This window comes from Puniceibacterium antarcticum (assembly GCF_002760615.1).
In the GTDB taxonomy this organism is placed as follows: domain Bacteria; phylum Pseudomonadota; class Alphaproteobacteria; order Rhodobacterales; family Rhodobacteraceae; genus Puniceibacterium; species Puniceibacterium antarcticum.
Genome location: NZ_AWWI01000026.1, coordinates 1 through 26582, shown reverse-complemented (window position 1 = coordinate 26582; position 26582 = coordinate 1). Strand labels below are relative to the sequence as shown.

Sequence of the window (26582 nt, the reverse complement as noted above, 5' to 3'; positions counted from 1 at the left end):
GGTCAACTCGCCGGGAAAGAACAATCCCCCCCGTCCAGCAGTTCAAGGCGCTCGCAGGATAAGTGTGTCCAGAGAACGGCCGTGCTCAATCGTCAAAAAAGTTTGCGACAGAACCATCTTAAAGACATTCATGACCTCCTGCGCCGTTTCAACGGATCCGGGCTTTGTGTCCAAATACCGGCAAGCTTTCCCGTTCCGATTAAGTCCCGCTTAACCTGCTGTGCATACCGTTGCGTCAACAGCGGACCAAAGGGCGCGCGCATGATAGCCCGGACAGTTTTCTGCAGCGCTTCGTAAAAACGGGGCGGTCCTTATGGGAATGGCAAGGGTCTTGGAATGTTCGCCGATAAAGTGATGAAAAACGCTGATCTGCCGGGCGACCGTCTTGGGCGGGACATCTGCGCCATGCCTGGCTCAGCACAGGCTGCCGAATGGATCGTGACGAACGGCATCGGCGGGTATGCCGCCGGGACGATCGCGGGCCTGCCTACGCGCGGATATCATGGCCTTCTGGTTGCAGCGCTCGATCCCCCCGTCGGGCGGACGCTGATGCTCGTGACCCTGCTCGAAACGGTCATCGTCGGCGATCAAATCGTCGATCTTGGCACGATCCGCTGGGCGGATGGCACCGTGGCGCCCGACGGGGCCAACCGTCTGGAAGAGGTCCGGTTCGAAGGGACTTTACCTGTCTGGCGCTATGTCACGCCGCATTTTACGCTCGAAAAGCGGGTGTTCATGGACCACGGCGCGAACGTCACGCGCATCCACTATGCCTGCCTGCGCGCCGATGCGCCCCTTTCACTGACCTTGCGTCCGATCGCCGATTGCCGCGACTATCACAGCCGGTCCTTTGCCGCCGACTGGCTGCCCGATGTCACTGCACAGGGCGACAGGATCATCGTCGCCTGGGGCTGCGCAGAGCGGAGGATGCATCTGCACGTGCCGGGCGCAAAGGCAACTGCCTCGGCCGCATGGTACCGCGATTTTGATCTTGCGCAGGAGCGGGCGCGCGGGTTGACCGATCGCGAGGATCATGTGCAGACCGGCGCATTCGAGGTCACGATGAGGGCCGGCGAGACCTTGCGTTTCACTGCAAGCGCGGATGCGCCGCCCCCGGACACGGCGCCTGACATGCTCATCGCCGAATTTGCGCGCCAGCACAGCGTCCTTTCCGCATGGGACAAGGCGCGCCCTTCGGGTCCCCCTGCCCCGTTCTGGATCAGGCGGCTTGTCCTTAGCGCAGATCAGTTCATTGCGCGCCGCACGCTGCGCGACGGTTCCGCCGGGCACACGATCATCGCCGGATATCACTGGTTCGCCGATTGGGGCCGCGACACGATGATCAGCCTGCCGGGTCTTGCCATCGAAACGGGTCGGACCGATATCGCCGCCTCGATCCTGCGCAGTTTTGCAGAAGTGGTCGATGGCGGTATGATCCCAAATCGCTTTCCCGACGGCGGCACCGCACCTGAATACAATACCGTCGATGCGTCCTTCTGGTTCATCGAAGCCGTGTCGGCCCATTTCGAGGCCACCGCAGACGTCGCCCTGCTGGCTGAACTTTTTGGTGTTCTCGAGGACATCGTCCAGCACATGCAACACGGCACGCGCTATGGCATTCGCGTTGATCCCGCTGATGGCCTGATCCGTGCCGGCGAAGCGGGGGTACAGCTGACCTGGATGGATGCAAAGGTGGGCGATTGGGTCGTGACACCCCGCATCGGCAAGCCGGTCGAGGTAAACGCGCTCTGGATCTCGGGCCTCAGGTTCATGGCGCGCTCTGCGCGTCTTCTCGAACGGGACCCCGCGCCCTACGAGGCCTTGCTGGCGCAGGCTGTTGCGGGCTTCGAACGGTTCTGGAACGAAGATCGCGGCTTTTGTTTCGACGTGCTCGACGGGCCGGATGGCCACGAGGACGCCCTGCGCCCGAACCAGATATTTGCCGCACGCGCTGCAACCGGGGTCTTTGAGCCCAACCGCTGCCGCCAGATTCTGCGCAGATGTGAAGAGTCGCTTCTCACTCCGGCCGGGTTGCGTTCTCTCGCGCCGGGAGAGCCCGGATATTCACCGCACTATGGCGGCGATCAGATGGCACGCGATGGCGCCTATCATCAGGGAACGGTCTGGGCCTGGCTTATAGGTCCGTTCCTGGAGGCGCATCTGCATGCCTTTGCCGACCCTGTCCGCGCCGCCGAAATTCTGGCCCCTATGGCCGATCAACTGCGCATCGAAGGGATCGGAACCATAAACGAGATTTTCGAGGCAGACGGGCCCCACGCCCCGCGCGGATGCGTCGCGCAAGCCTGGAGCGTCGCCGAATGCATTCGCGCCTGGCATCTGATCGCCCGCGCCACCGCCAGCCCGCTCAAGACCTGAACCGAACAGACCGGAGATCCCGATGACCGAAACCGCCGAAGACAAGCGCCTGAACGGAATTTCCCGTGCCGACTGGCTGCGTTGGGGTCCGTATCTGAGCGAGCGTCAGTGGGGCACCGTCCGCGAGGATTACTCCGAAGGCGGTACCGCCTGGGATTACCTGCCTCATGACAACGCCCGCAGCCAGGCCTATCGATGGGGCGAAGACGGCATCGCTGGACTGTCGGACGATCGCCAGCACCTGTGCCTGAGCATTGCCTTTTGGAACGGCAAGGACCCGATCCTCAAGGAACGGATGTTCGGGCTGACGAATGATCAAGGCAATCACGGTGAAGACGTCAAGGAGTATTACTTTTACCAGGACAGCACGCCAACTCACAGTTATATGAAAATGCTCTATAAATACCCTCATGCGGCTTTTCCTTACAGCGACCTCATGGCTGAAAACGGGCGCCGCAAGGCCACAGATTCCAGCGCCCTTGAATACGAGCTGATGGATACCGGCATCTTTGACCAGGATCGCTATTTTGATATCGGTATCGAATACGCAAAACGCAACGCCGACGACATTCTGGTGCGGATCACTGCTACAAATCGCGGCCCGGACCTGCATCCGATCTGGCTCTTGCCGACGCTTGTGTTCCGCAACACCTGGAGTTGGCGCGCAGGCTCCGCGCGGCCCGGGATGTCGGTGATTGAGACAAAGTCCGGTGAGCACGCAATCGAGGCGCGCCATGACGCCCTTGGCACGATGCGTCTCATCTGCCCTGATGCCGATACGCTGCTTTTTGTCGAGAATGAAACGAACACACAGCGTCTTTATGGGACCAAGGGTCCGGCCTTTCCCAAGGACGGGATCAACGACCACCTTGTCAAAGGTGCTCCGACGGTCAACCCCGATCGCACCGGGACCAAGGCCGCTGCCCTTTACCGTCGGGATGTGGCGCCCGGGCAGTCGGTCAGCATCCTGTTGCGGCTGACTGCCGACGGCACCGCAACTGAACTCGGATCCGATGCAGATGCCATCTTTGCCAAGCGCCTGACCGAAGCCGACGCCTTTTATGCCGCAGGCCTGCCAAGGAGCCTCACACCCGAACGCGCCAACATCGCGCGACAGGCGCATGCGGGAATGCTCTGGTCCAAGCAGTTCTTTCATTTCGTTGTCGCAGATTGGCTGGACGGCGATGATGTCCCCCCCCCGACCGGCCGCCACAAGGGGCGCAACGCACACTGGCGTCACTTTTATGCCGAAGATATCATCTCGATGCCCGATACATGGGAATATCCCTGGTTTGCCAGCTGGGACCTTTGTTTCCACACCATCGCACTGGCACGCACCGACCTCACCTTTGCCAAGGAACAGGTCATGCTGCTGTGCCGCGAATGGTTCATGAAACCCGACGGCCAGGTGCCCGCCTATGAATGGGCCTTCGACGATGTGAACCCCCCATTGCAGGTCTGGGCTGGCCTCAAGATCGCGGAATACGAACTGGAGACGTATGGCACGACCGATCACGCCTTCATGCGTCGCCTGTTCGATCACAGCCTGCTGTATTTCACCTGGTGGGTGAACCGGAAGGATGCCGAAGGAAACAACCTCTTTCAGGGCGGTTTCCTGGGGCTCGACAACATATCGGTCTTTGACCGCTCATCTGGCAATCTGCCCGGCGGTGGGCGGCTCTATCAGTCGGACGGGACCACCTGGGTCGGTTTCTTTGCACTGCAAATGATGCAGATGGCACAAAGGCTGCAAAAAGGTGATCCCACCTATGCAGAAATGGCGTCGAAATTCTTTCAGCATTTCGTGTTCATCGCCGATTCACTCGACCATCTGGGGCGCGAATCCGAAGGCCAGGCTGACTTGTGGAGCGAGGAGGACGGGCTTTATTTCGACGTTCTGCGGATCGGCGATGATTTCCTGCCGCTCAAAGCGCGTTCTCTTGTCAGCTTGATCCCGATGATCGCGGTTGCGGCACTTGATCCTGCGTCGTTGAACGAGGCTGACGACCCTATGTTTGCACAACGGCTCGACTGGTTCCGGCGAGAGCAATCGGATCTGCTGGGCAAGGCGATGCACGGTGGCGTGGCGCCGGCGGACAAGGGCGTGGGTCTCTTGCTGTCCTTCGTGTCGCGCGAACGCCTGACGCGCCTGCTCGGCCCAATGCTGGACGAGGCAGAGTTCCTCTCGCCCCACGGTATCCGCTCGCTCTCGCGTCGGCATCTGGAGGAACCCTTTGCAATTACCATCGACGGCAGCACCTTCGAGGCAGGCTATCAGCCGGCGGAGTCCCATTCGGGCATGTTTGGTGGCAATTCCAACTGGCGTGGACCGGTCTGGATGCCCATGAACTACATCCTCATTGATGCCTTGCGCGCGCATCACGCCCATTACGGCGACAGCTTGCAAGTGGAATGTCCGACAGGTTCCGGTGTGATGATGACACTGCAGGAAGTGGCGGATGACATCGCGCGCCGCCTGACTGCGATCTTTGAACGGGATGCGGCTGGCCAACGGCCCGTCTATGGCGGCACCGCCAAAATGCAGCACGATCCGCATTGGCGCGAAAACGTCCTGTTCTATGAATATTTCAACGGCGATAACGGCGCCGGTATCGGTGCCTCGCACCAGACGGGGTGGACCGGCCTCGTGGCTGTGCTGATCGAAAGCCTGGCGCGTACCGAGACTGCGCCCGACACGGTCGCGCAACCGGTCAATCGCGCGCACAGGGTGCATGTACCGACAGAGGTGGCCTGACATGCACGCGATAACAGGCGTTTTGCGAACGATCTTAACCAAGCGGCAAAGAACCTCTGCCACTACAAAATTTCACGACACGGCCAAGGCGCACGGCAACGTCGCCCGATGCCGCAATCGGAAAGGATTGCCGTCATATGAACGGTACTGAACCCTTTAAAATCCCGCCGGAGGCGGCATTTGCCACGACGTACGACGTCGCAATTGTCGGATCTGGCGTAAGCGGCGCACTCATCGCAAAGACTTTAGGCGCACTCGGCCTGAAGGTTCTCGTTGTAGAAGCGGGACCGGGCGAGGATGTCACGATCGGAGAGTATACCAAGAGCGTCGAGCGCTTTTACAGTGCCGTGTCCAAGGACAATAATGCACCTTATGCCCACAGTCGCAACGCGCCGATGCCGCGCGACTATGATGCAGTGAAACTGCGCGATAGCCAGCCGAACGACCGCGGTTACCTTGTTCAGAACGGCCCGTTCGAGATTGACAGCACCTATTCCCGCGTCCTTGGTGGCACCACCCGCCACTGGGAGGCGAAGGCGCTGCGCATGCTGCCCGACGATTTCCGGATGCAGAGCGCGTTTGGGCGCGGTCGTGACTGGCCGGTGACATATGACGCGCTGGCCCCGGACTATGGCCGCGCGGAACGCGAGTTGGGCGTATCCGGCAATGTCGAGGATCAGAGATATGGCGGGCTGACCTTCGAAGACGGTTACGTCTATCCTATGAAGCGGATGCCGCCCTCATTCCTCGACAAGACCATGGCAAAAGACCTTGACGGATTCGAGGTCAAGGTCGGAGAGCAGACATTCGCGCTCAACGTGCGCAGCACTCCGCAGGCACGCAACGGCATCCCCAATCCGGCCTATGACGGAGGCAAGGGGTTCACACCCACCGGTGCCGTCAGCATTCATCAGGCCGAGATGGGCGGGCGCTGCCAGGGCAACACGAACTGCGTTCCGATCTGCCCGGTCCAGGCAAAATATGACGCGCGTCGTACCCTGCTGGCGGCGATGGATACCGGGAATGTCCACTTGCTGGCCCGCACCGTCGCCTTCAGGGTCGAGGTCGATGGCACGACGGGACGTGTCACCGGCATCACCTGCAAGACATATGCTGACAAGGATGCACCAGGCCATGTCACCGGTATGCTTCAAGCAAGGATCTTTGTGCTGGCCGCCAATGCTGTCGAAAATGCGCGCCTGATGCTGGCTTCGGACCTGCATGGCTCAAGCAAGCTTATGGGCCGCAACCTGATGGACCACGCCTATCTGCTGACCTGGGGGTTGATGCCGCAGGTCGTGGGAACCGGGCGCGGGCCGCTCTGCACATCGGGCATCGAAGACATCCGTACAGGCAACTACCGCCAGCATCACGCTGCGGTCCGGTTCAGCATCCACAATGACGGTTGGGGTTGGGCGACCGGGGCACCCTACACCGATCTCGCCGAGCTGGTCGATGCACGCAATCTGACAGGAGCCGCCCTGCGACGTGGCTTGATCGATCGGGTGGGACGTCAGCTTCTGCTCGACTGCATGATCGAGGTACTGCCGGAAGAGACCAACCGCATTTCCGTCGATCCGCGCCATCTCGATCAATTGGGCAACCCGCGCCCGGTCGTGTCGTTCCACATTCCGGACTACACGCTCGAAACCGCCGCATTTTCACGTCGGCTGACGCGCCAGATCTATCAGAGATTGGGAGCCGAGGATCATACGCGCTATGACCCGCTGGCACCGGGATGGGTGAGCCATGACGGCGAAGGCTTCACATTGCGCGGCGGCAACCATTGGGCCGGCACCCATATCATGGGGACCGAAGCCCGGACATCGGTCGTCGATGCGACGCAGAAATCCTGGGATCATGGAAACCTGTATCTGGCGGGGGCGGGCTCCATGCCCAGCATCGGCACGGCAAACACGACGTTGACATTGGCCGCGCTGTGTCTGCGCACGGCTGATGCGATTGCGGCGGAACTGTCGCCCGGCCTCGCCACGGCGTCCGTCTCGACCCATTGTCAGGAGATTCCCGCATGAGTTTGCATCGGATCACCGATCTCGCCGGTCTGCACCGACACCTGCACGCCGCCATGCAGCTTGAACATGCGACGATCCCGCCCTATCTGACTGCGCTCTATTCTATCATGCCGGGCACCAACACCGAAGCATTTGACATCATCCGCGCGGTGGCGGTGGAAGAGATGCTGCACCTCACACTGGTCGGCAATCTGCTGAATGCCGTCGGCGGGACGCCTGATCTGACAGTCCACGGTTTCGTCGCGAGCTATCCCGCAATGCTCCCCGATGGCGAGGAAGACTTTGCCGTCGATTGCCAAAGGTTCTCGCCCGAGGCAATCTCGACCTTTCTCAGAATCGAACGTCCCGCAGACCTGGATCATGGCGAAAAGGGCGGGCGAACCATTACACGGAAAAAGGCTCGTGGCACCGTGAAAGCGGGGCATGTCGGGCCAGAAACGGAAGAACATTTCTTCAGCATTGGCGAATTCTACAAAGCCATCGAAGACGGCCTTGACCGTCTTCATGCAGATATGGGCGAGGCGTTGTTCTGTGGCAATCCCGCAAGTCAGATCGGACCGGAATACTACTATTCCGGCGGTGGCGGCCTTATCGCCGTGACCGATCTCGCCTCGGCGAAGGCGGCGCTCGATCTGATCGCCGAGCAGGGCGAGGGTGTGACTGACACGATCTTTGACGAAGATGGTGAGATCGCGCATTACTACCGCTTCCAGCAGTTGCTTCTGGGCCGCTATTATCGCGCAGGTGACGCACGCGACAAGCCGACTGGCGGCCCGGTTCCGGTCGACTGGAAAGCCGTATATCCGATCAAGACGAATGCGCGGCTCGACGATTTCACCAAAGGGTCCGACCTGCGCGAGGCCGCTCTCGAGTTCAACAGCACCTATGCGATCTTCCTCGCCCGTCTGACCTGCGCATTTCAGGGCGCGCCTGAGGAGTTCATCCCGGCGGTCGGTGACATGTTCCACATCAAAGAGCTGTTCCACCGGCTGATGCGCCAATCCATCAGAGGCACAGAGGGGCTGAACGGCGCCCCCACTTTTGAAATCGACCGCCTGAAGGATGACCCAGAATGACTCCTGAGCAGACACAAGCCGACCTGCTGCCCGGATTTCTCGCAATCTCGAGCGTCCTGACGGGTTTCAGTGAGCACGCGTTGCGCGGCACCGGCCAGACCGAACTATATCTGGCAACGGCATGCGAGATGGTCGGCGACGACTCCATGCGCATGATGCTGGGTGCTTTTTCGGCCTGCGATATCGGCGATGACACGGAGGCGATGGGCCGTCACATGCGCCTTTGCATCCTGAGCCATGCGCGATTTGGTCCCTTGGCCCGAAATCTGATCAAGCTTTGGTATATCGGCACCTGGCATTGCATGCCCCGCGACTGGCATGAAGCGTTTGGGGGCAACCCGGCGGATCGCGATCACATCCCCTCGCCCACATCTTACACCGAAGGGCTTTTATGGCCCGCCATAGGCGCCAATCCGCCCGGCGCAAAACCGTTTGGATATGGCATGTGGGCCAACCCTCCGCGCGTGACCCGCGCCTGAAGGAGAAGAAGAATGTTCGACCCCGAAAAGGTTCTGGTGGGTATCACCCCGACCGGCTGGACCAATGACGACTATCCATCGCTGGGTGACGACATCTCTTTCGGCCAATGTGTGACCGAGATGGCGCTGGCCGGATACGCCGGATGCAGCGTCGGCCACAAATTTCCGAAAGACCCCGAAGTCCTCGAACGAGAGCTGTCCCAACGCGGTCTGCGCGTGTCCGAACCCTGGTCGAGTACTTTCTTTACCGTGAACAACATGCACGAACGGACGATCGAAAGCTTTCGGACCTCGATGGCGTTTATAAAGCGGATGGGTGGCACATCGGTCGTCGTTGCAGAATTGGGCCACGCGGTCCATCAGCAACCCGTCCCGCCCATCGCGAACAAACCGCATTTTGACGCCGCTCAATGGATGGCGCTGACCAAAGGTCTGAATGATCTGGGCCGGATTGCAGCCGAGGCGGACATGCGTCTGTGTTATCACCACCACATGGGGACCGGTGTCATGACCCGCCCCGAGGTCGACCGCCTTATGGCTGAGACTGACGCCGAAGTGGTCCATCTGCTGCTTGATACCGGCCACCTCTACTGGGCCGGGGACGATCCGCTCGACATGGCGCGCGCCTATGCTGACCGGATCCGCCACGTTCACCTCAAAGATATCCGCCGCGACGTGATGGACCGGTGCAACGCCACCAACCGTACATTCATTGAATCTGTGATGGATGGTGTGTTCACTGTTCCCGGCGACGGCACCATCGACTTTGCACCGATCTTTCAAACGCTTGCCGATGCCGACTATGCAGGCTGGCTGATGGTCGAGGCGGAGCAGGATCCGGCCAAGGCCAATCCGCTGAAATACGCGCGCATGGCCCGCGCCTATATTCGTGCCACGGCAGGGGTCTAGCGTCATGCGCCACAAATTACTGGAAGACATCGGCGGTCGCCGCAAGTTCGTCCTTGTCCTCGATGCGGGTGAAAATGCCGTGGCGAGCATCACGGCCTTTGCGCAGGACAATGGCCTTGGCGCGACAAGCCTGACCGGCATAGGGGCCTTTGCCCACGCCTCTCTGGGATATTTCAACCCCGCAACCAAGGAGTTTCGCCAAAATGATATCGGTGATCAGACCGAGGTTCTCTCAATGATCGGCAACATCGCCGTCGAGGCGGACGGCAATCACAAGATGCATGTTCACGTGGTCCTGGGCTGCATCGATGCTACGACGCGGGGCGGTCATCTGATCGAGGGGTCGGTGCGCCCCACACTCGAAATCATGCTCGAGGAGTCGCCTGCGCATCTTGCCCGCGGTGTCGATGCAAAGAGCGGCCTCGTGCTGATTCAGCCTTAGGAGATCGCCATGCGGTTCGGTGTCAATTCGCTGCTCTTTTCGGGCACCTTCAACGAAGACGACCTTGGCCTGCTGGACAAGGTCAAGGATATGGGTTTCGACACGTTCGAGGTTACACCAGTCGATCCCGACACCTTTCCCGCCCGTGCCTTGGCGCAGCGGGCGCATGATCTCGGCCTGACCCTCAACGCAAATTTTGCCCTTCCTGTCGAGGCCAACACGATCGACCCGGACCCGGGCGTGCGGGCCCGCGGCGTCGAACTGTCCAAAAAGGTGGTCGACCTGTGCCTCGAGGCGGGCGTCGGCATCTATTGCGGTGCAAACTACTGTGCCTGGGGGTATCAGACCGGTCGCAGACGAACCGTGGACGAATGGAACTGGGGCGTCGACTCCTATCGCGCCATTTGCGAACACGCCGCCGGATCGCCCCTGATCATCGCGGTTGAAACGCTGAACCGGTTCGAATCCTTCTACCTTAACACCGCAGCCGACGCTGTGCGCTTCGTGGAAGATGTCGGACTGCCAAATGCCGCCGTCCACCTCGACACGTTCCACATGATCCGCGAAGAGGACGACATCGCGGGGGCGATCCGCGCGACCGGTGACAGGATGGCCTATTTCCATGCCTGCGGCAGCCATCGCGGCATTCCAGGGCGGGACATGGTCCCTTGGGACGACACATTCCGTGCGCTTCGTGACATCGGATATGACACCTGCATCACACTTGAATCCTTCAATCCCGGCCTCGAACGCCTTGCCGGCCTTGTATGCATCTGGCGCGACTTTGCCGCCTCGCCAGAGGATCTGGCACGGGAAGGGCTCGCTTTCCTGCGGGCCAAACACGCCGAAATCAATCCCGACTGACTGCAATCCAGCAAAGGAGACTTCGCCAATGGCCAAGACCATCGAAATCGTGACATTCCGCCTCGCCGAAGGTGTCACCGAAGAGGCATTCATCGCCGAGACCAAAACCATGGAACGCGAGTTTCTGGGCAAGCTGCAAGGCTTCATCGACCGTGACACCGGCAAATCCGCCGATGGCGGGTGGATCGTGGTGCTGCATTGGGCCAGCGCCGAGGATGCGCAGGCCTCAATGAACAAATTCGTCGACGCTCCGGGGACCAAGGCATTTACCGCCTGCCTCGATATGTCGACCTTCCAGATGGTCCGCTACACGCTTGAGGATTTCTACAAGCTGGAAGCGAATGTCTCCGTCTGAGCGGCTTGATAGTGGCGCCCTGCGCCGCTGTCATCTTTCCCTTTTCGATAGGATCACATCATGACCCGCGCTTTTTCCGTCGCTCCAGAAACCTTTGTTATCCCAGAATCCGTACCCGTGCCGGGTGTCGGTCGGATGGCCGTCAACGCCATGGTCATCCGAGGCGAGCAGCCCATGCTGCTTGACACACTGGCTACGGTGCATCGCGAAAGCTACCTCGACGAGGTCTTCAAGATTGTCGAACCGGAAGATGTGCGCTGGTTGTTTCTCAGTCACGAGGACCGCGATCATTCAGGCTCGATCGCACAAGTCCTCGAAATGTGTCCGAATGCCAAGCTGATCACAAACTTTCTGGGCCTGGGCAAACTGTCCGAGGAATTCAGCGTACCGCCCGACCGCGTACACCTCATGAATGACGGCGACCGGCTCGACATCGGCGACCGAGTGGTCACCGCCCTGCGCCCGCCGCTGTTTGACAGTTCTGCAACCGCCGGTCTCTGGGATCCCCTGACAGAGGTCTATTTCGCCGCCGACTGCTTTGGCACGGTCAATGCCCAGACCCACCAATATACCGACGAATTGTCGGAGAGCGACTATGAAGAGGGGTTCTACTGGATGAACCGGGTCAATCACATCTGGTTCGAACATATCCGTGAAGAAGCAATTGGCGCTGCTGCGGATCGGATCAAGGCGCTGGATTCAAAGATAATCGTCAGCGGGCATGGCCCCGTTGAACGCAAGAATACGGCCCGCATGTGTGAGCGGATCAAACGTATCGCCGGTATGACGCCGATCCATTTGCCCAATCAGGTCGAGTTCGAGGCGATGCTGCGCGCCGACACCGCCGTCTGAGAACCAGAACACCCAACGAGAGGTTCAAAGATGGCCCGAATGCATGATTATGACCAGATCGATGCCCTTTGGGCCGAATGGCAGGCCCATGCGGCGGTGCGGCCCACCGATCCGCCCGAAGCGATACTGAGCGATATTTTGCGGATCAACGGCACGGCTCTGTCCTCGCAGGAGGTCTCGTTTGCCCTGGGCGGCGCGGACCACCCTGCAACGCTCGACGCTGTTCGGTTTACCGATTGCATGGTCGCCCTTCTGGGTGATCCGTCTCTGCGTCTGCGCCATGCTTTCGCGGCATTCAAGGCAGATGCTGACCGGACAATTTCAAAAGGTGATCTGTTCGCCGCGATAAGTGCCTTTTGCGATGATGCGGAACAGGCCGGGCTACTGGCCGACGAGATCGACACGGATGGCGACGGGCGCATTGCGATCGAGGATCTTGCACGCTATCTTGAAGCCGCGACCGACACTGCCGCAAATGCCTATCGTGCCAGTCACCTGCCGGCCCATCACATCGGCGCCGCGCCCCTGCAGCCAACCCTGGCCCGTCCCACCCCTGTAACACCGTCAGAGGGGTTTCACCGGCAAGACGACCATGTCGGCCTGTCGGCCTTCGATCTGCGAATCGGGTTCTTCAGGCTGATGCAGGGGGCAGCCTATCGCAGTTTTCGTGAAAATTATTCTGCCAATTCCGAAACCCATCTGCGTGCCCGCGACCTGCCCTATACGATCGATGATTTTGCCCGTTTCACCACGGCAACGATCGACTATTATCTCTCGCTTGGCATTATCACTGATCCCGGCTGCATCGCGGAATTTCGTCACCTCGATGACCTGGTGCAGACGGAACTGGCCCGCCTCTATCGGCGCATTTCGGATTGGCAGACCCTGACCAAGACGCCGGGTATGCTGGCAGCTCAGTCCGCAATCTCCGATGAACGTGACGGCCTCGCCCGCCGGCGTGACCTTTGCCGGGCGGTGATCGAATTCATCCTGTCACTGCGCTTGCACGGCCTTGCGGTTGATGAGGCGGACGTGGACATCCTCGCGCAGCACGAGATCAACCGTCTGAGGCACGAAGAGCTGCGCACGGAAACCCACCGTGACGTGACGCCAAAAGATGCCCCCGAGCCGTACATGGCATATCTCGATAGCTGGAACCGCGTGATTCTGTCGGATGCCGATGCGCGCATTGACGGGGCGATCATGCCGACCCGCTTCTGGTACGATGATTTCATGCCACAGCTTTTGCGATGCGCGTCGGTGATCACTGCCGATGACCTGCATCGCGCGAACGAGGTGACAGAACGGGATCTGAATGCATGGCATGCCAACCTGAAGGCCCAGGGCGCCTTTGACACGTTTGCAAGCGACCTGCGCGACGGGTTTCCCGAATGCTCGCACCGAACGAAGCTCGCTCTGCAACAGGCCTGGACACTGACGGCGCCCTATCTGACCGGCGTCCAAAAACGCCGGGAACGTGCCGATTTCGGCCGTGACAGCGGATTTCTCAGCGAATATGTGGCTTTCGTCGATGTTCACCTGGGCAGAAATGACATCGCCACGGCCGATATGCGTCTCAGTTTCCCCTACTATATCGGGCCTGCGGTCTGGGGTCTGTTGCATGGTTCCGCCGAACTGGTAGAGACGATGCCGCAACCAGCACGCTCTTTCGCAATCGACAGTTTCGCTGCATTCTTCCGCAGTTTTGCGACGATGTATCCCTGTCCCTATTGCCGCTATCACCTGAACCGGTATGTGATCCGCAACAAGGAGGTTGAGTTATACCCGGTCGAGTTCTTGTTGCTGGGACGCCGTTCGGATCAACAAGACACAGTCATCCCTTTTGAAAGCAAACTTGCGACCGTCTCTGCGCCCGGTGGCTTGCGAATTTTCCTTTGGAAACTCCACAACGCAGTGTCTTCCTCAATTGCACGAACCGAACCTTGGTATCATCGTCAGCCTAAACCGCTTTACACCACCCGGTTCTGGCCCGGCCTCGAGGCGGAGATGGCGCGCGCCGCTGCCGCTGGGAATGCATCGATTGCCGTGAATACGGTAAGCGAGATCTACCGCATCACAAAGCCAGCCGCGCATCTTGCCGTCCTTCGCGATGAGCTTTGCCGTGCCGTGCAGTCGGGGGATGGCGCAGCCGTTGTGCAGACGATCGACAGGGCCGACACCGCAATTGCAGATCTGGTGCAGGCAATGCAAGACACGGCCTATCTGACCCGAAAATACGCCATTGATCCGGCAAAAGAAGAGATCGTCGCAAATGTCGATACCAACCTCGAGGCGTATGCCAGAAGCGGAGTATTCGTCGAACGCTGAAGATGGGTATCTGGCACATGGCCTGCAAGATCGACATTTTCGAAAGAAATATTTTGAGACGTTTCGGCTACATCTGGTAAAGCTGCGGCGCGTGAAACGTGCCGTGGGGCATGCAGGGCTTCATCGGTACGGTTAAATTCGGCATTCCTCGCAACCGCAGCAAGCGGGACGGCGTGGCCGTGGATGGGTTGTGCTTCCACAGCATGAGGGCATAGAGTTCAGCACTGGGCCATTGGTTGGCGATGCGCTCCAATGTCTGCGTCAGCCGGGCTGCGGTGTCGACTTCGTTGATCTTGCAGGTCTGCAGAAGCGTCGCGATGGTGGCCCATGTCCGGCCTGCGCCCTCCGATCCGGCGAACAGGCTATTCTTGCGCGTGAGTGTCTGGGGCCTGATGTCACGCTCGACAATTTTGGAATCCAACTCGATGCGACCATCCGTTAAAAAGCGCTCGAAGATTTCGCGACGCGTCATGGCGTAGCGCAACGCTTCTGCCAGCTTCGACTTGCCCGAGATGCGCGGCGGGGTCCGCTCCCAGAGCGCGAACAGCTCGGTGACGAGACAGTCTGGCGTGCGGCAGTGCGGGCTTCGGGGCTTTGAGCGCGAACGGTCGTCTCGAGCGCCCAGAGCTCCGTCATCTTCTCGATCGTCGCAGTGGCGACCTCGGAGGCGCCGGTCGTATGCAGTTCATAGGAGCGGCGTCGGCTGTGCGCCCAGCACCGCCAACAGCGGACCATCGTTGCCGCCGTCCTTGCGTGCAAGCTTGTTGTAGGCGGCATAGCCGTCTGTTAACCGGCAGGCGATTGCGCAGCAATCTGCCGAGAGGGCACCTGCAGGATACCGCGATATCCCCCTAGATGCCGTCGCATGCAGTCACCGGACCGGTTGTCCTCGAAGCGATAGGCTACCGTGGGCGGACCGCTTCCGCCAAAAGGCGTGTCGTCTCGGGCATAGGCCCAGAGCCATGCTTTTTTCGTGTGACCGGTGCCGGGGGCAAGGGTCGGCAAGCTGGTTTCATCCGCGAAGACCCTGTCACAGGTCGATGAAGAGACTTTCGATCAACTCTTCAGAACGTTTTCATTGGCCTCAGCCGCTTCGGACTGTTCGCGATTGACCTCTTCAATCTCGATTGTGACGAGTTCGATCCCCTCGGCAAGCTCGGTCACCCCTTTGAGAAGAGTCATGATGCCAAAGGCAAGGACGCCATGCACCGAGCCCAGAACGCCATCGTATCCGTCGATGATCTCTTCCATTATCTCTGAAATCCCACAAACACACACGAAAATGCCAAGGCAGATCGTCACCTCTGGCCGCCTCAGGAACCGGCCAATCCTGGTCCTGATCGGTGTCATTCCCGGCCCTTGATCGCAACTGTGAACAGAGCCGTTGAACAGGCATGGCAGATATCCTGTGGACGGCCTGTGACAGGAGAATGATCCGGGCGACGCACTGAACCTGTAAAGTCAAGCCGGACAACCGTGCCAATGGAGTCGGGGTCATTGGGGCGAAAGGGCAAGTGATAACGCACAGGTAGGGCTTTCTTTCCGATAGGCCGTGCACAGGGGGAAGATGCCATCCGCATGCAGGTCTGACCGCATCATCGTCCAAGGATAATATTACGGTTTCGTTACCCAGAACGGAGATTTCCGGCGTTGTTGCAGGGACATCCGCTTCACTGATATGTGTTGCGGCCTGTTCTGTTGAGGATGCTTTAGATGCCGCACAAATTCGACGCTGACCGTCGTGACAAGATACCGAGGCAGAAGCGCTGGATGACCAACTGGGCAGAGTAGAACGAGAGTCTTCGGCGACGTGGTGATGTGGCGGTCTGGGTCAGCGCTGACGCGCTTGCATTGCGGTCAGCACCACCGCGAACCACGTCCGGCGGTCAGTATCTCTATTCGTATTTGGCGATTGAGCTTTGCCTGACGCTGGGCATGCTTTTCAAGCAGCCGTTGCGCCAGACTGAAGGCTTTATGCGCTCCATTGCCAAGTTGCTGGGTGTTGATATCACGGTGCCGCATTTCACGACCATGTCGCGCAGGGGCAATTGGCCGAGCCTGTCAGCCAAAGCTGCTGCTTCAAAGAATGCCAACCCGCTGCATCTGGTCGTGGACAGCAACGGGTTGAAGATCTTGGGCGAGGGAGAATGGCTGGAGACAAAGCATAAAACCAAGTGTAAACGGCGCTCTTGGCGCAAGCTGCACCTTGGGCTTGATCTTGTCAGCGGCCAGATCGTTTGCTCCGAACTGACCACAGATGACATTGGTGACCCGACCGCCCTACCGGCCCTGCTGGAACAGATCGAAGCATCCGTTGACCTGTTCCTGGCGGAGGGCCTGTGCCAGAGCAGCGTCCGCCAAGATCAGGGCGAGCACCTCAGCCCGCGGTGCTTCCGTCAGAACGGTCTCCAGCGCCGTCGCAGCTCGGCTCACCGGCGCACCCTCGCCCGAAGCGAGCCAGCCGACGATCCTGGTGGCGGCGATCTCGGGCAAGGCGCGTTGCAGACCGTCCCGCGTGATCGGCCGTGCCACCGCCTGCTGCCAAGTCAGATAGACCGCGCCCGCCGGGCCGGACAGATCGCCGGGACGCGCGAGATGCACGGCATCGCGCAGATCCCCTGCCCTATCGGGACACCCCGAGATCGCCACTCAGGTCTCTGCTGTGCGCAAGGCAATACGCATCAGCACAAAGTGCAGCGCACTCAGCGCGGCACCTGACAAAAATGCTAAATCCTCAGGGGTTTCATCGCGCGCCTCGGTGACCCAAGTCGGCATTCGGGGCAGAGTGTTGGGGGGATCCTCGATAGGAGTCTGAACAGGTTTCATGGGACGACCCTATCCAACAGCGGCGCTTGCTACCAGATAATATCAAGCCTAAACGCCGTAGATTTTATGATCAATTTATGTCCAATAAGTTTACATTATCGGACATTATTGGTGCAGCGTCCCGGCATGTCGGGACATGCACAAAGAACACGCTCAAACACACAGGACGGACCTTCCAGTGATGCAGAGACCGGGAGAGACCCATCCTCAGACGCGCCCCTGAACCTGCCGTCTTTTGTGGCGGGCTCTGGCGTGCGCGACCAGCTGGCTGACACAGCCCGGAGCTGGGCGCGCGCCGCTGTCTCGGACATCACGTTCATAGCCTATGTGCAGGACTGGGCGCATTCACTAAAGCGGCGAGCTTGAAACCTGAATCGTGGGATTCCCATTTGGTTTGATTTGTGATTCATCCTTATCAGGAGGATGTTTCGTATCATCAGTGACCCTTCAGGCGGAGTTGTGAAACTTGGCTGACCATCAGCAATCGCTATGCTTGAGACCGCTCAGCGTCATCAACCTGTCAATGCCCCCCGGGACTACCAGAACATGCGACTGTCTGCTATCCAAGCTCCATCGTCGCGATTGCCTGAAGTTCCGAGCCAACACGTTGCAGGCCGCCGCGATACATCCGTGCTGTCGCGAAAGCCACTTGAAATCCCGCCGCCCCAAGTTCGCAGCTCAGGGCTGTATTGGCATCAGGCAGATCGATGATCAGCTGGCACATGGGACGCAGGCAGGCAGGCGATGTCGGCGATCAGATCCAGCGCACAGGCGGTATGCGGTGCGACAATAGGACCGATTTTTGTGCCGCAGTGACAGGCGCGCCATGTAGCAAAGCCGAAGATACCGCCATCTTGCCTCAGGAACCCGGTACCGCGCCGCGCGTCATTGGGTTGCAACTATGTCGTCAGAAACGCCAGTCGCGCCACGCCGTTTGCGCGCGAGTCCAACGCTATCAACCCGTCCATTTCACTTGGCTCCTGCGCACCGATGGCAGGACTCGTTCGGGCAGGCCAGCGCCCTTCGTGACGCAGAGTGGGTCCGACACGCACAAGCCAGAGCTGCGCTAGTTGGATTCCTCCTCGGTAACTCCGTCAAGGCCGATTGAATGGTTGCCAGCATGCGCAATCGCATGGCGCCAGATCGACATGCCAAGACCCTGGCCACGCCAGTCCAGACGGCAAATATAAAGCCCGCAAACCCGGCCGCATGGAACGCCTCTGCATCGGCCAGACCGGGATTCCATCCCGCCTCAGCAGCCCAGCCCAAGACAGCTTCAGTTCCTGCGCACTCATTCGCGCGATCAGCATTGTATCTGGCAAGGCTGTCTCGGCTCCCTGTCACAGATCTGGAAGGCCATGGAAATGTCGCGCCGATAAGGACCGCAAATTCTGGCGCTTTTCAAGATCAGTTTAAGGCGCCTATCCTTCGGCGCGAAACCAGATGCGTTATTCCGGCGGAACAGCACGATTCGCGGCCCCCTGCCGCTCTCGGCCTCTAGATCAACGCCGCTCCCGCCGGACCTGCTTCTCCCAAACAGCCACCGAAGGGCGAAAAACATCATGTTTTTAGTCAGTTATCTGGAAAACTTGTAGCATCCCTTTAACTTTCCCCGATGGCATCTGAACTCATCAAGTTAAAAAAGTGTTGTTCGGGGATAAGTTGCGTGTCATGAGTTGTCTTGTCGCCAGATCGCGCAAATTGCGCGAGTTGGCGACGAAACACCACAGACCCACCAAGAGGTCGCGAGGGCAGAATGAATTCGAAGGCGAACATCGCATACTCCGGCTCTATCGCGGCGTCTATCGCCGCGAATGCTTCCCGTTTATCGGAAGCATTGAACAGCCACATGCGCAACAGCTTTCAGCCAGAAAGCCGCAAGACCTTGCGCAAATTTCACCCCTCCGAAGTGTCAGAGCTGACCGGCATCAGTATGTCCAACCTGCGCACCCGCCATCAAGAGGGGGATTTCCCCGATGTTGAGACGGATTCCCGCGGGCGTCGGCTCTATACCGCAGAAGAGATCGACCAGATCCGCCATGTGATGGCCCGCACGGGCCGCAATGGCGAAGCCTATCTTCCCGGACGTCGCGAAAATGACAATCTGCAGGTCATTTCCATCGTGAACTTCAAAGGCGGCTCCAGCAAAACGACATCGGCCATCCACCTGGCGCAACGCTACGCCCTGCGCGGCTACCGGGTTCTGGCCATCGACATGGACCCGCAGGCCAGCCTGACCACGATGTTCGGCTACCGGCCTGAAATCGAATTTGCAGAGAGCGGCACGATTTATGACGCCCTCAAATACGAGGATCCGGTGCCCCTGAGCCAGGTCGTGCGCGAAACCTATTTCCACAACCTTGATCTGGCCCCGGCCGGGCTCTTGCTGTCCGAGTACGAAACCGAGACAGCCTATGCCCTGCAACACAAGTTAGATCCGCCTTTCACCCAGCGGCTTGCCATCGCCCTGGATGAGATCGAGGAAAATTACGACCTGGTCATCATAGACTGCCCGCCACAGCTTGGCTTTACCACCATGACCGCGCTGCTGGCCTCCACCGGGCTGCTGATCACGGTTGTGCCCAGCATGCTCGACGTGGCCTCAATGGCGCAATTCCTTGAAATGGCTGGGGAAACTGTTCAATCCCTCGAAGAGGCAACAGGCCCCATCGACTGGAAATTCCTCAAATTCCTGATCGCGCGCTATGAACCCACGGATGTGCCGCAATCGCAGATGGGCGGTTTCCTTCGCTCCATCCTGCTGGATCAGGTGCTGAACACACCTATGCTGAAATCCACGGCCATCTCGGACGCCGGCATGACCCAGCAGACAATTTATGAACTGGAACCGTCGCAAGTCGTCAAGAAAACCCTCGACCGTATCCTCGAAAGCGTGAACGGCGTTGCGGACGAATTTGAAAAGACGATCCAGCACGCCTGGGGAAGGGAAACTGACTGATGGCCCGTAGAAACCTCTTTCAGCCCCCTGCCCCACCTGAGCCTGCCGGCACCCATGCGGACTCCAAGCAGCAGAAATCACGCTTTCCGAACACCGGTGCCATGAGCGGCGTGAAATCGACGCTCAAGGATGTCTCCAGCAACGCAGTCCGCGAAATTTCGCCTTCGGTGATCGAGGAAGACGGCCCCAAGGACCGGCTTGCCTTTACCGATGCCGATGTCGCGCAACTGGCGGCCAGCATCAAACAGCACGGCCAGCAGGTGCCGATCATGGTGCGTCCGATTGCGGACAAGCCCGGCCATTACAAGATCATTTACGGGCGCCGCCGTTTGCGCGCCCTCCAGACGCTTGGCCTGTCGGCCAAGGCGCTGGTGCGCTCGCTCTCTGATCAAGAGGCCATTCTTGCCCAGGGTCAGGAAAATTCGCAGCGGCTCGACCCCAGCTTTATTGAAAAGGCCCTGTTTGCGGCAGGGCTGGTCGAAAGCGGCTATGAACAGGCCGTCATCCTAGATGCGCTTGCCGTGGACAAGCCGATGCTGTCGCGCATGACCAAGGTCGCAAGAGCCATCCCCGAAACGGTGATCCAGCTGATCGGCTCCGCCCACGGGATCGGGCGCCGACGCTGGGAAGACCTTGCCGACCACGTGCGGGACAACGAACTTGATCTGTCCAAGATCGCCGCCACCCTTGATCTCGATAAGGCGAAGACCTCGGATGACCGATTTGCGCGGATCAGCGATGCTGTGGCGCGCAAGCTCAAGGCAAAGACACCCGACAAGGCGTCCGCCTCCCCTGCCCTCTCTGTCACACTGGACGACGGCACAACGCTGGCCGAGGTCAAGGAAACAAGCCGTGCTCTGACCTTCAAACTGTCAAAGTCGGACACGCCCGGATTTACTCAGTGGATGCGTGACAACGCTGAAGCTGAACTGACACGCCTCTACAAAGCGTGGAGGTCAGACGAGCAATCGAACTGACCCAATAACGAGCAGACAACCCAAACAAGGAGCACGACAAGCAGCCAAAAAAGAAAGAGCCCCCCAAGGTCACCCCAGGAGAGCCCAATCTGTTCTTTGCACCCTCAGATCTACCAGCTTCTCCGCCGCAGTCAATAACAACCAATTTGGTTGAACGATATTTTGTGGCCTTTTCTCTGAAATTCAGGAAAAACGGGATCTTTCCCGACCGGTTGCCGTGAGAAAAACATGGCATTCATTCAAGCAACCGCATCCCACGGGGCGCGGACCACCGGACTATTGTCCGCGGACAACGCCGTGCCAGAACGACACATCGTCATTGAGACAATTCGCAACGCGGCCCCACGCCTGGGGCTGACCGCCTCGGTGATTGCGACACTGGACGCAATGTTGTCCTGCCTGCCCCCCAAACGCGGGCATCACACCGTTTTTGCATCCAACGCCACCCTCACTTTTCGCCGCAACGGGATGTCAGATCGCTCGATCCGGCGTCACGCGGCCATTCTACAGGATGCAGGTCTGCTCGCGAGAAGAGACAGCCCAAACGGCAAGCGCTTCACGCGCCACAACACATCCGAGGGCAAGGCTCTGCGGTTCGGCTTTGACCTTTCGCCCCTCTTTGACCGGCTACAAGAGATCGCAGCGCTGGCTGCAGAGGTCACGCACGAGAAAGAACAGATCAAATATCTGAAAGCCAAGATGCGGACAGCCGCAAACGACATCCTGCAAAATTACCCTGAGGACCAGCATGCCCTCACAGCGCGTCAGGCACTGCGCCGCAAACTAACCCTCGCCGACTGCAAGACTATGCTTGCCAATCTCAACCCTTCGCCCCTTCCAGCCGAAGGACCGGGAGACAGCATCACACCAGAAACAGAAAAAACGTCCGGCAACGACGGCCAAAATGTCCGCCACCATCAGAAGTCAAATAAAGAATATATTGATAAGGATGAAATCAATGAAAGACAGGCGCCACAAAATAGTCATCACATCTCACTGACCGAATTGCTGACCACCTGTACCGAAGCATCACAATACGCACTGCGAAAGATCGAGACTGTTGATGATGTCATTACCCATGCCAGAACGCTTGCCCCCATGATCGGTATCAATAGGCAGACATACGAGGCGGCTCAGGATAGGCTGGGACCGCTTGGGACGGCCACAACCGTCTGGGCGCTGATGCAATTCCACGGCAGAATCAAACAAGTTGGCGCCTACTTCAGGTCCATAACAAGTGGCTCCAAAAGTGTCACCTTTGATCCGACGCGCTTAGTGCGACGTCTGACGCTGTATCAGGAAGCGCAGTCATGAAGCGTCTTTTGTCCGCGGACAATTTAGCAAAGCCTGAGGAAACTGGCGCGCTAATTGTGCCCGCACCCGGTCGTATTTTCATGCCTTTAAAAGGGATTGTTGCCTGCGGTCCACGTGACCGGACAATCACGTCAGGCCGCCGCCCGCCGCAACAACTACAGCAGCGACCGGATTTGCCATTGCAAAACCCAGCGCGACCAGCATCACTGCCGGCCCGCCAAAGACCAAGGTCAGCCCGGGCACCGGACCCATCCCGTCGCCCAGGTTAACACTAACGATATTGCCGACTGCAAACGAGGCTCCGTACAGCAGAACGACACGCTGACAATCTTGGACTAGCGCAAGACCCTGCATAGCCAAAGAGCAGGGTCGGCTCGTGGCACAGCCCGCGCTAGGTCGTCGCCACGGGCAGGGCAGAGACGTTGCTCGTGGGAGCCGCGAGATCGGCGACATAAAGGCCGATTGTCTCGGATGACGGGGGTAGGGGTGCTGTGCCTTCATCCGGCAGTTGGTAGAGCTTCGCGTCTTTAACCTGATCCACAGCCTGCCTCGCAAAAGTAGTTCCAGAATTCTTGCGGTGTCAACAGGTCGCAGACTTCGGCCAATGCATCGAACATCTGATTAAAATTTTTGGCCCCGATCCTTCGAAAGTGTGCTTTCAGTTTTGAAAAGGTCATTTCGATCGGATTGAGATCCGCCGAGTATGGTGGCAGCTAGAGGAATCAGCATCCGACGTCTTTCAAAGCCCGCGCCGCGTCCTTGTTGCAACGCGCCGGGAGGTCGTCACAGATCACGACGGTTCCCGGCAACAGTTTCGGCGCAAGGACCTGCCGAATGTATGCGGCGAGGGCTTCTCCGTCCATTGCGCCTTTGATAACCCAAGGCGTGATTAGGCTGTCATGGGGGCCTTGTCAGGTTGTCGACGTTGCGCGGTTTCAAGCATAGCGATTGCTGATGGTCAGCCAAGTTTCACAACTCTGCCTGAAGGGTCACCGATTTCCCCGGTCCATCATCTCGTACGCTGTCTGGGCGTATCATCGTTTTGCCCTGAGCCTGCGCGACGTCGAGGATCTACTGGCTGAGCGGGGCGTTATCGTCTCCTATGAGAGCATCCGTGTGTGGTGCCAAAGGTTCGATACCTAGGTCGCAGCCGGGATCCGGCGCGACCGTCCTGCACCCGTCGTCAAATGGCACCTGTACGAAGTCGTGATTTCGATCTGAGGCAAGAAGAACTGGCTTTGGCGGGCCGTTGACGCAAACGGTGATGTTCTGGATATCCTTCTACAAAGCCGCAGAAATGCCAATGCGGCCAACCGTTTCCTGAAGAAAATGATGAAGCCGCGCCGCCGCATTGGTTGCCTGAACAGGAGCCGACGGATAGATATTGGGACGGATTAAATAACCTGACAATCCCACTGGAAATCAACAGTCAGCCGGTTGTGCGCCTTTTAGGCATTTATGCCCTACAGATCATATATATTATTTATGTGCCATAGATCATAATTGTATTTTATGGCCTACCGATCATATTGACATTTTATGACTTAAAGATCATAGAAGCTCTAAGGAGTCGCAGATGAAGAACCGAGCACGCACACCAAACGATATCGGGCACGCCATCCGCCAGGCCCGCAAGGCAAAGAAGCTGACGCAGAAAGATCTCGCCGAGCGCAGCGGCGTTTGGCAGGAGACGATTTCCAAGGTGGAGAATGGCCTGTCTGACACCAAGCTGGAAACCGTATTTGATATCTTTGCCGCGCTTGATCTTGAGATACTTGTGCAAGGCCGCAGCAAGGGCTCTGCTGATAGCTTCGAGGACATCTTTTAAAGATGGGACGTAAACGAAGCTATCCACCGCTGAATGTTTTTATGAACGCGCGCCATGTCGGCCAGCTCCTGCGGGAAAGCACGGGCGCGATCAGCTTTGTCTATGATAAGGACTGGCTGGCATGGGAGCACCGGTTCCCCGTCTCACTTTCCCTGCCGCTGCGTGAAGATCGCTATATCGGCGCGCCTGTCATGGCCGTTTTCGAAAATTTACTGCCTGATAATGATGGCATACGGCGGCGCGTTGCCGAGCGCGTTGGCGCTGCTGGCACGGACGCCTATAGCCTGCTCAGTGAAATTGGCCGAGATTGCGTTGGCGCGCTTCAATTTTTGCCGGAAGGAGAAGAACCGCAAGCCGCTGACAATTTCACCGGTCATCCGGTAAGCGAGACGGACATCGAAGCGCTTCTAGGTGAGCTGGATGTCGCTCCGCTCGGCATCAGAAGAGAAAAAAACTTCCGGATATCGGTCGCAGGCGCGCAGGAAAAAACTGCCCTACTCTGGCATGACGGCAAGTGGATCGAGCCTTCGGGCACTACACCGACAACGCATATCATCAAGCCGCAGATCGGGCGGCTCCCCAACGGCATGGATTTGTCGAACAGCGTCGAAAATGAGTATCTGTGCCTGAAACTAATGGAAGGCTTTGGCCTGCGCGCCGCAAACGTCGAGATGGCCAGCTTCGGTGGGCGCAAGGCGCTTGTTATCGAGCGGTTTGACAGGCTCTGGACGAGGGATGGCCGCCTCATCCGCTTGCCGCAAGAAGACTGCGCCCAAGCCCTATCAGTGCAGCCAACCCAGAAATATCAGAACGAAGGCGGGCCAGGTGTCGTGGAGATCATGAGGCTTTTGCTCGGAAGTGACGAGCCTATGCAAGATCGGTTGGATTTCTTCAAAGGCAATATCTTGTTTTGGCTGAGCGGGGCCACCGATGGGCATGCCAAGAACTTCAGCCTTGCCTTGCTGCCAGGTGGCCGCTTTCGGATGACGCCTTTCTATGACGTGCTGACCGTCCAGCCCAGTGTTGATTGCGGCCAAGTGCAGCGCAAGGATTTCAAGCTGGCCATGCGCTTTGGCAAATCAAATCACTACAAGGTCGGCGATATAATCGGGCGGCATATCATGGAAACCGGAGTCCAGTCTGGTCTATCGCGCAAGGCTGTGGGCACGATCTTTGAAGACATCCATGAGACTGCGAAAGCTGCTATGGACAAGACCTTCGCTGCCCTAGCCGAAGGATTCCCCGAAGAACTCGGGTCCTCAATCCGGCGCGCCATCGAAGACAGGCTGCGCCATCTTAAACCTTGAAAACGCATTCAAGGTTTACCCAAATGACTTTTTGCTTAATCTGATTGAGCAAACCCGTACAAATCCAAACGGCGTTGATGATGTAACCGCCCCCAACGGCATGGATGTGCGAAGGTGGGTCTGAAACGATCCGCTTCTTGCGACACTTCCTTAACGCCACGATCTTGGTCGTCAACCCGCCGCGCGAGCGTCCGATGGCTTGAGTTTGAGCACCCCTTTTGCGTCGGTTGCCTTCTGGTGAACCTGAACGATGGTAGCCGCATCCAGGCCCAGACGGTGAAACATCTGGCAATTTCGGCCGTGGCCGCTGCCAGATAGAGCGCAAAGGTTGGAAACGGTCTCACGGGGCGCATCGAGTTGCGGTTCTGGCACCATGGCCTTCGCCGCAAAGTTCGTGGTCGCTCAGCACCTCGATCACCCGGCAATCCGCGATTGTGCCTTGGGCACATTGCGTGATCATCCGCTCAAGCTCTGCCTGCAGCGCCGTCAGCCGGGCGATGCGCGCCTTCACCGCAGAGAGCTGTTCGGTGGCTATGACATCTGCGACGGCGCAGGACTGTTCGGGCGTGTCCGAGAGACTGAGCAAGTCGCGGATTGCCTCGAGCGGGAAGCCGAGGTCGCGGGCATGACGGATGAAGGCCAGCCGATGCTGCGCCTTTGCATCATAAAGCCGCTGGTTTCCGGCACTGCGCTCTGGCGTCGGCAAAAGGCCGATCTGTTCGTAATAGCGAATGGTCGGCACCTTCACGCCCGCCGCTATGCCCAGTTTTCCAATCGTCAGCATAAGATACCTCTTGAAGCTATAGGTACTAGAGACATTAGGTTGGTGGTCGAATGAAGGCAATTGCTGCGTTTGGCAGAATGGAAATCAAGATGACGACACGCTGCGAATGGATGATCAC

The 26582-nt window shown here is 58.7% G+C and carries 24 protein-coding genes and 2 pseudogenes; 18 read left to right on the top strand and 8 right to left on the bottom strand.

The genetic code is table 11. The features are described from left to right. Positions 1-336: 336 nt before the first annotated feature. From P775_RS02765 to P775_RS02715, 11 genes are all read left to right on the top strand, one after another. Complete coding sequence (locus P775_RS02765; RefSeq protein ID WP_099909531.1) at positions 337-2376, top strand: amylo-alpha-1,6-glucosidase; 2040 nt, start codon at positions 337-339, stop codon at positions 2374-2376. A 22-nt stretch (positions 2377-2398) separates the two neighbouring features. Then, positions 2399-5131, top strand: coding sequence for an MGH1-like glycoside hydrolase domain-containing protein (locus P775_RS02760; protein ID WP_218967611.1), 2733 nt, complete (start codon positions 2399-2401; stop codon positions 5129-5131). 137 nt (positions 5132-5268) lie between these two features. Further along, positions 5269-7164, top strand: a complete 1896-nt coding sequence (locus P775_RS02755; RefSeq protein ID WP_099909530.1) for a GMC family oxidoreductase — start codon at positions 5269-5271, stop codon at positions 7162-7164. Then, positions 7161-8240: a ferritin-like domain-containing protein gene (locus P775_RS02750; protein ID WP_099909529.1), complete on the top strand. Its 1080-nt coding sequence runs from the start codon at positions 7161-7163 to the stop codon at positions 8238-8240. Before P775_RS02755 ends, P775_RS02750 begins: the two co-directional genes overlap by 4 nt. Further along, positions 8237-8719, top strand: a complete 483-nt coding sequence (locus tag P775_RS02745; RefSeq protein ID WP_099909528.1) for a hypothetical protein — start codon at positions 8237-8239, stop codon at positions 8717-8719. Before P775_RS02750 ends, P775_RS02745 begins: the two co-directional genes overlap by 4 nt. A 12-nt stretch (positions 8720-8731) precedes the next feature. Then, positions 8732-9628: a myo-inosose-2 dehydratase gene (iolE, locus tag P775_RS02740; protein WP_099909527.1), complete on the top strand. Its 897-nt coding sequence runs from the start codon at positions 8732-8734 to the stop codon at positions 9626-9628. Between the two features lie 4 nt (positions 9629-9632). Then, entirely contained in the window at positions 9633-10070 is a 438-nt protein-coding gene (locus P775_RS02735; protein WP_099909526.1) for a PPC domain-containing DNA-binding protein, read from the top strand. A 9-nt stretch (positions 10071-10079) separates the two neighbouring features. Then, positions 10080-10934, top strand: a complete 855-nt coding sequence (locus P775_RS02730; protein WP_099909525.1) for a sugar phosphate isomerase/epimerase family protein — start codon at positions 10080-10082, stop codon at positions 10932-10934. A gap of 28 nt (positions 10935-10962) precedes the next feature. Further along, on the top strand, positions 10963-11289 hold the full coding sequence (locus P775_RS02725; RefSeq protein ID WP_099909524.1) for a hypothetical protein: 327 nt from the start codon (positions 10963-10965) through the stop codon (positions 11287-11289). A gap of 60 nt (positions 11290-11349) precedes the next feature. Then, positions 11350-12141, top strand: coding sequence for an oxygen-binding di-iron domain-containing protein (locus P775_RS02720; RefSeq protein ID WP_099909523.1), 792 nt, complete (start codon positions 11350-11352; stop codon positions 12139-12141). A gap of 39 nt (positions 12142-12180) precedes the next feature. Further along, the gene (locus P775_RS02715; RefSeq protein ID WP_180287296.1) at positions 12181-14469 is read left to right on the top strand and encodes an Erv1/Alr family FAD-linked sulfhydryl oxidase; all 2289 of its coding nucleotides are present in this window, start codon (positions 12181-12183) and stop codon (positions 14467-14469) included. Positions 14470-14536: 67 nt separating this feature from the next. Here P775_RS02715 and P775_RS28740 read toward each other — a convergent pair whose 3' ends face one another. The 3 genes and pseudogenes from P775_RS28740 to P775_RS02705 form a co-directional block, all read right to left on the bottom strand. Beyond that, positions 14537-14734 carry a hypothetical protein gene (locus P775_RS28740; RefSeq protein ID WP_245875540.1) on the bottom strand — a complete coding sequence of 66 codons (198 nt, stop codon included), beginning with the start codon at positions 14732-14734 and terminating at the stop codon, positions 14537-14539. A gap of 126 nt (positions 14735-14860) precedes the next feature. Continuing rightward, positions 14861-15474, bottom strand: a pseudogene (locus P775_RS02710) (IS66 family transposase); the annotation flags it as partial. 51 nt (positions 15475-15525) lie between these two features. After that, positions 15526-15720 carry a hypothetical protein gene (locus P775_RS02705; RefSeq protein ID WP_143520784.1) on the bottom strand — a complete coding sequence of 65 codons (195 nt, stop codon included), beginning with the start codon at positions 15718-15720 and terminating at the stop codon, positions 15526-15528. Positions 15721-16287: 567 nt separating this feature from the next. On the opposite strand from P775_RS02705, the gene P775_RS29690 reads away from it, so the two are divergent. Continuing rightward, positions 16288-17187 (top strand): transposase, encoded by a 900-nt coding sequence (locus P775_RS29690; protein ID WP_143520782.1) that lies wholly within the window; start codon positions 16288-16290, stop codon positions 17185-17187. Positions 17188-17854: 667 nt separating this feature from the next. On the opposite strand, the gene P775_RS28725 is transcribed toward P775_RS29690, so the two are convergent. From P775_RS28725 to P775_RS27880, 3 genes are all read right to left on the bottom strand, one after another. Next, entirely contained in the window at positions 17855-18019 is a 165-nt protein-coding gene (locus P775_RS28725) for a GNAT family N-acetyltransferase (RefSeq protein WP_245875541.1), read from the bottom strand. Next, complete coding sequence (locus tag P775_RS28720) at positions 17991-18194, bottom strand: GNAT family N-acetyltransferase (protein ID WP_245875539.1); 204 nt, start codon at positions 18192-18194, stop codon at positions 17991-17993. Before P775_RS28720 ends, P775_RS28725 begins: the two co-directional genes overlap by 29 nt. Positions 18195-18897: 703 nt before the next feature. Beyond that, on the bottom strand, positions 18898-19146 hold the full coding sequence (locus P775_RS27880; protein ID WP_180287295.1) for a hypothetical protein: 249 nt from the start codon (positions 19144-19146) through the stop codon (positions 18898-18900). Here P775_RS27880 and repA point away from each other — a divergent pair. From repA to repC, 3 genes are all read left to right on the top strand, one after another. Beyond that, positions 19052-20254 (top strand): plasmid partitioning protein RepA, encoded by a 1203-nt coding sequence (gene repA, locus P775_RS02680; protein WP_099909519.1) that lies wholly within the window; start codon positions 19052-19054, stop codon positions 20252-20254. The genes P775_RS27880 and repA overlap by 95 nt on opposite strands. Beyond that, positions 20254-21231, top strand: coding sequence for a plasmid partitioning protein RepB (gene repB / locus P775_RS02675; RefSeq protein ID WP_099909518.1), 978 nt, complete (start codon positions 20254-20256; stop codon positions 21229-21231). Before repA ends, repB begins: the two co-directional genes overlap by 1 nt. 228 nt (positions 21232-21459) lie before the next feature. Then, positions 21460-22545 carry a plasmid replication protein RepC gene (gene repC, locus P775_RS02670; RefSeq protein ID WP_099909517.1) on the top strand — a complete coding sequence of 362 codons (1086 nt, stop codon included), beginning with the start codon at positions 21460-21462 and terminating at the stop codon, positions 22543-22545. 126 nt (positions 22546-22671) lie between these two features. Here the strand turns inward: repC and P775_RS29365 are convergent, their stop codons facing one another. Then, on the bottom strand, positions 22672-22797 hold the full coding sequence (locus P775_RS29365) for a hypothetical protein (RefSeq protein ID WP_281256055.1): 126 nt from the start codon (positions 22795-22797) through the stop codon (positions 22672-22674). A gap of 702 nt (positions 22798-23499) precedes the next feature. Here P775_RS29365 and P775_RS02665 point away from each other — a divergent pair. The 3 genes and pseudogenes from P775_RS02665 to P775_RS02655 all read left to right on the top strand — a co-directional run. Continuing rightward, a pseudogene (locus P775_RS02665) lies at positions 23500-23883 on the top strand (IS6 family transposase); the annotation flags it as partial. 238 nt (positions 23884-24121) lie between these two features. After that, positions 24122-24373, top strand: coding sequence for a helix-turn-helix domain-containing protein (locus P775_RS02660; RefSeq protein WP_099909516.1), 252 nt, complete (start codon positions 24122-24124; stop codon positions 24371-24373). A 2-nt stretch (positions 24374-24375) separates the two neighbouring features. Then, positions 24376-25680, top strand: a complete 1305-nt coding sequence (locus tag P775_RS02655; protein ID WP_099909515.1) for a type II toxin-antitoxin system HipA family toxin — start codon at positions 24376-24378, stop codon at positions 25678-25680. A 340-nt stretch (positions 25681-26020) separates the two neighbouring features. Here P775_RS02655 and P775_RS02650 read toward each other — a convergent pair whose 3' ends face one another. Next, positions 26021-26464, bottom strand: coding sequence for a MerR family transcriptional regulator (locus tag P775_RS02650; RefSeq protein WP_099909514.1), 444 nt, complete (start codon positions 26462-26464; stop codon positions 26021-26023). Between the last annotated feature and the right edge of the window lie 118 nt (positions 26465-26582).